Here is a 1,143-nt window from a genome sequence, read left to right on the forward strand (position 1 = left end):
GGATCGAGGTCGGCAGCGGCCGTCCACTCAACCCGGCCTGGCAGCCACAGACCGGGGACGGCCACAACGCCGGCCGGAGCCTGATGCACCAGGAGACCCGCCGCTACGCGGCGGCGGTACTCGGCACCCAGGACCGTAAACTCGTTGAGACGGCCCTGGCCACGGTGCTCACCGACCTCGCGGCAGCCGGCCGCCCCGCCGGTCCGGATCTTTTCGTGGCGGTGTTGGGAGTCGACGCCTACGGCATGCCGGCGCTGCCGAACGACTTCGAGACCCTGGGGGACTGGCTGAACGCCGCCGGATACCAGGACGGGGCGGTGGAACTCGTCGTCCTGGGCGTGCCCGCGCGCCACCACTCGACCGTCCAGGCTTACGCCGCCGCCGAGTCGGCAAAGCTCGGCCGCAGCGTACGGCTCTCGTTCAGCCGGCTCCCCGGCTACAACCCCTACACCCTGCTGCTGGGCCACACCTGGACGCCCGAGATCCACGTACTCGACCTCGAGACCCGGTGGACGCTGGCCGACAGCCTTCAACCGCCCTTGCCCGTCCAGCAGGCACGGCGCCCCCACGCCGGAGCCGCGCTGGCCCTGAGCGGGCAGAACACGGTGGACCGGGTACTGGACGCCGTACTGGCCGACCTGATCACCAAGGGCCGATCGGCAGAACCGGGCCGGTTCGTCGCCGTGCTCGGCCTCGACCCGAGCGGCACCCCGGTACTGCCCGACCACTACCAGGACTTCGACACATGGCTGACTTCGGTGGGTTACGAGGACGGTCACCTGGAGCTCGTCCTCCTCGGCGGAGGGGAGTGGAACGCGGGGCCGACCGAGGCATTCCTCGCCCGGCACCTGGTCGGCGGCGGGACAGTTCAGGTGTCCACCTTCGACCCGTCGCTGCTGTCACACCCCGATGAGCAGGAGCACGGATCCGGCCTGCTGGAGCTCCCCAAGTTCGAGGACATCGTTGATTCGCAGCCGCAGCTCGCAGACCAGAACGCCGAAACCATCGTCCCCGCAGAGTCGTCTTCTGGGTCGGTTTCGTTGCTGAGTTTGCCCGGGAGTGGGCATGGGTCGGTTGTTGAGGGGCTGGGGTTTGTCGAGGCTGTGGTGTGGGGGCTGTCGGAGGAGGAGCGTGGGGAGTTGG

At 69.4% G+C, this 1,143-nt stretch carries 1 protein-coding gene; it reads left to right on the forward strand.

Annotation, left to right across the window (positions count from 1 at the left end; all coding sequences use genetic code 11):
- The coding region (locus tag ACWGI8_RS44480; protein ID WP_453669353.1) for a hypothetical protein at window positions 1-1,143 on the forward strand (1,143 nt) is incomplete at both ends.

This window comes from Streptomyces sp. NPDC054841, from assembly GCF_053611045.1.